The organism is Pararhizobium sp. P1_E7 (genome assembly GCF_056405855.1).
In genome coordinates, this window is record NZ_JBFUBH010000147.1 from 1 (window position 1) to 3,851 (window position 3,851).

Annotated in this window: 5 protein-coding genes; 4 read left to right on the plus strand and 1 reads right to left on the minus strand. The window is 55.4% G+C overall.

What is annotated here, in order from left to right:
• Window positions 1-92 precede the first annotated feature (92 nt).
• The 3 genes from AC1D17_RS28020 to AC1D17_RS28030 all read left to right on the plus strand — a co-directional run bounded on the left by AC1D17_RS28020 (window position 93) and on the right by AC1D17_RS28030 (window position 1,808).
• The gene (locus AC1D17_RS28020; protein ID WP_477568495.1) at window positions 93-557 is read left to right on the plus strand and encodes a structural cement protein Gp24; all 465 of its coding nucleotides are present in this window, start codon (window positions 93-95) and stop codon (window positions 555-557) included.
• Between the two features lie 181 nt (window positions 558-738).
• Window positions 739-1,509, plus strand: a complete 771-nt coding sequence (locus AC1D17_RS28025) for a DUF2184 domain-containing protein (protein ID WP_477568496.1) — start codon at window positions 739-741, stop codon at window positions 1,507-1,509.
• A gap of 2 nt (window positions 1,510-1,511) precedes the next feature.
• Window positions 1,512-1,808: a hypothetical protein gene (locus AC1D17_RS28030; RefSeq protein WP_477568497.1), complete on the plus strand. Its 297-nt coding sequence runs from the start codon at window positions 1,512-1,514 to the stop codon at window positions 1,806-1,808.
• Window positions 1,809-1,867: 59 nt separating this feature from the next.
• On the opposite strand, the gene AC1D17_RS28035 is transcribed toward AC1D17_RS28030, so the two are convergent.
• Window positions 1,868-2,341: a hypothetical protein gene (locus AC1D17_RS28035; RefSeq protein WP_477568498.1), complete on the minus strand. Its 474-nt coding sequence runs from the start codon at window positions 2,339-2,341 to the stop codon at window positions 1,868-1,870.
• A gap of 574 nt (window positions 2,342-2,915) precedes the next feature.
• On the opposite strand from AC1D17_RS28035, the gene AC1D17_RS28040 reads away from it, so the two are divergent.
• A partial coding sequence (locus tag AC1D17_RS28040; RefSeq protein WP_477568499.1) for a calcium-binding protein occupies window positions 2,916-3,851 on the plus strand: 936 nt, incomplete at its 3' end.

Sequence of the window (3,851 nt, forward strand, 5' to 3'; positions counted from 1 at the left end):
GACGGCAACCCCAATGATTCCGACGCCGCCTACCGGCAGATGCTGGCGCGCGACGCCAACGCCTGGATGGGCACTCAGAAGGAGAACGCATAATGGCTTTCCCGACCGTATCCTATTCGCGCGACACGCCGGCCGGTTATCCCGGCATGATCGCCACCACTGAGCCTGGCTGGAACATCTCCGCCATCGTTGAAGCTGGCTCGGGCGATATCCCGTTCGGCCGCGGTGTGATCTTCGGCACCATTGAAGACACGGTGAAGCTGCCGACGGCGCTGGGCAAGTTTGCCGGCGTCGCAATCGCCGACCGCACTGTGCCGGCAGCCAATGGTGAGGTGTTCAAGTCCTACGATCAGCTCAGCGTGCGCAAGACCGGCTCCATCTGGGTTATCGCGCTTGTCGCTGTTGCCCAGGGCGACCCGGTCTACATGACGCCGACCGGTACGTTCACCAACGTGTCGAACTCGGCGGCAAACCAACTCATCGAAAATGCCGAATGGGCAAGCGTCACGAGCGGTACCAACCTGCTCGCGCGTCTCCGCCTTGGCGTCACCAAGTAAGGAGAACGAGCATGTTCACCACTGACGCGCCCGCACTGGCGCTGAACTTCCTGCGCACGGCTCAGAACTATATCGAGCCCGTGATCTACAAAAGCGCGAGTATCCGGACTTCCAGTACCGGAAACTCGTATCGGTCGATAATACGGCGCCCGAATGGACGACCGCGATCGATTTCTTCTCGATGGGCGATGATGTCGGCGAGGCAAGCGAGTTTTCGGCGGATGGCGACGATATCCCGTTCGTTGACTTCAAGCTCGACAACGGCAACAGCCGCGTCTTCATGGCGGGTATTGGTTATCGCTATAACCTGCAGGAGTTGGGCCACGCTCAGGCCTATGGTATCGCCCTGACGAATGACCGCGCGGACGCTGCCAAGCGCAAGTACGAGCAGTTCGTCGACGGCGTAGCCTTCCTCGGCCGCTCCAAGCTTGGCATGACAGGTCTCCTCAACACGGTGTCCRTCACCGCGCTCACCGCGGCGAACGGCGCCGGCGGCACGGCAACCTGGACCACGAAGACGGCCGATGAAATCCTGAAGGACGTCAACGATGTTCTCAGCGTCATCTTCACCGCTTCGAACGGTATCGAACAGGCGGATACGATCCTGCTCGATCAGGACCGCTATGCACTGATCGCGACCAAGCGTCTCGACGCCACCATGACCACCACCATTCTGGAGCATGTCCAGCGTGCCAACATCTACACGATCCGGACCGGTCGCCCGCTCACGATCCGGGCGGTCTTCGGCCTCGAAAACCTCGGCGCAGGCGGCACGCATCGGATGGTCGCATATCGCCGCACCCCGGACGTTGTGAAGATGCATATCCCGATGCCCCATCGCTTCCTGCAGGCTGAACGCCGTCTGCTGAAATTCGAGGTGCCGGGTATCTTCCGTCTCGGCGGTGTCGAAATCCGCCGCCCRGGCGCTGTTCGCTATCTGGATGGGATCTGATCATGGTCAAACTTGAGAACACCCGGCCGGGCGGCTTTGGCATTCCCGGCGGCCCGGTCATCGCCGGCAAGTCCGCGCTCGACGTCGAGCAGGCCGATTGGGATACCGTCAAGGATCATCCCGTTGTGGTCGCTTGGATCAAAGCCGAACATCTCATCGTCACCGGCGAGGACGAAGATCCGAAGCTCTCGGAGCGTGACGACCTGAAGAAGCAGGCGGCCGAACTCGGGCTGGAATACCCGAAGAACATCAGCACCGAGAAGCTGAAAGAGCTGATCGACGCGAAGCTTGGTTCCTGACGACAACCGGCCCGGCGGGCAACTGATCCCAGTTTTGCCAGGCATTCTGGTGGTTTAAGTCAAATACCAGGGTTGTTCTGGCTCATCACAACAACTGGACATCCTTCGGCATTCTGGTTTTTCGAGCATTTTGCGACCATCTCTTTGCCACCTTTGGAGTAATCGGCCGTCGCAATGTTCCTGAAGGTCACGGTGACAGTGTTGCCGCGGCTGCCCTCGTTTACGATTTGATTGGAAACTGAAAGTCCCGCGGTGCCACCTACTCCAAGGGGGACGTCACTCGCGGACGCGCTGACGGTACTTGTGTTTGTTGCCTTTGCTGCGATTTGAAATTCTACCTTTGCCTCGTCCACGATAAGCCCAACCTTTTTCCGATCCGCAGTCATTTGCTGGACGTTCTTCAGGCTATCCGCAACTTCGATGATAGCCTTGTCGAGAGTAATGTCGGATGGCTTTGCAACTTGGTTTGGAGTTGTGCATCCGTTGAGAAATAGGCAGGCACCAAAAACAGCCAATACTGTAAATTTTTTCACGGTCGTTCCCCCTTGTGTCCTGCGACCAATCAAAACCCAAGCGAGCATCTAAGTCCATGCAGGCACCGAAAAATTGGCGTCTGTGCGATGTGGATCTCCGACGCGATCTTTGAAGCGGTCGTGCGGCATTTTAAACCGAAGGGTGAGTAAGAATCGGACCGCACGAAGGGGTTTGCCGCAACAACTTTAGAACGCAATCAAAAGCCCGGCCATGAGCCGGGCTTTTGTGTTTCCGGATTCCGGGCTGACCGCAACAACCACTTCGGTGCCATGTTCTGACAATCCCTTTCTCCAGCATGTTATAGCCGGTCTCTTCGCAGCTCGCTCAGTTTGACAACGGCGTAGCTTTGTTAAAAGGTGTTGCTGCGCACTTAGATTTGCAAACACCTTCACACTCGCTTAGTTGCCACCAAGCTTGAACAGCCTTGTCGGTACTTCATCGTTCCAGTAAGTATTCAGTCAAATTGTTTCTGGAAATCCATAATTGCTTATGAAAGTAATAATCCTTGTTGCTTTCCGATATATTAAAAATTAGTTAATTTTAAACTTTCGCGAGAAGAATAGCGAGGCACGCGTGACTGTTACCATCACCGCGACTGACAGAGACGAAGACGGCACAACCTCCGGAAGTTTCCCATCTCAATATACCTTAACGTCGGCCCAACAGCCCTATGATAGCGCGACATGGTGGCAAACTACCGGCATACCGGTTGTGATCGGGACCTATGAAATTACCAACACCACAATTCGATTTTTCAATGAAGAAAATCCGGACAATGGACATCCGTACTGGTGGCAAGTCTATCAAGAAACAAATTTTATTACGTCAAGTATAGCGGTTTCGAGTGAGGTAATGTTTACCTTCGATGAGCACGTTTTCAGAAATTACGCTGCTTGGTGGACCTACTATGACCCGACTCCTGTCGAATCTATTGGCGCTTTGGTTGATATATATTCATTCCTGAAAGACGAGGATTACGAATATATAGGTTCTAACTCAAACGACACCTATGATTTTTCTGACGGTAGTCATGCGGTTTTCACGCTCGGTGGGATTGCGAATGGCGGCAGCGGAGCGGATAGCTTTACGGGTGGCGTTGGCCTGGATCGGTTATTTGGTGAAGCCGGGGATGATCGGCTCATTGGCGGTACCGGTGACTATCTGGACGGTGGCGCGGACAACGACTGGATCATCAGTGCGTCCGGCGCCACGATGATCGGTGGAACCGGGATTGACCTTCTGGATCTGACCCTCTCATCGTTTACGTCAGCGGTGTCGTTCACGCTGGCAGAYCAAGCCCTGGCGGCMGTRCAGCTTGGAGCCAATACCAGCGTCCAGGGCTTCGAGACTTTCCTGCTTARTACTGGTAGCGGCAGCGACACGCTCGACATGCGCGGCTTCACGCTGGAGRCTTCTGCCTACTTATACMAGAGCWWTTTTGACCTGGRCACAGGGAGCGATACGGTCTTTGTCTCGGGCACGACAAAGGGCCAGGCTAACGTCTATGGC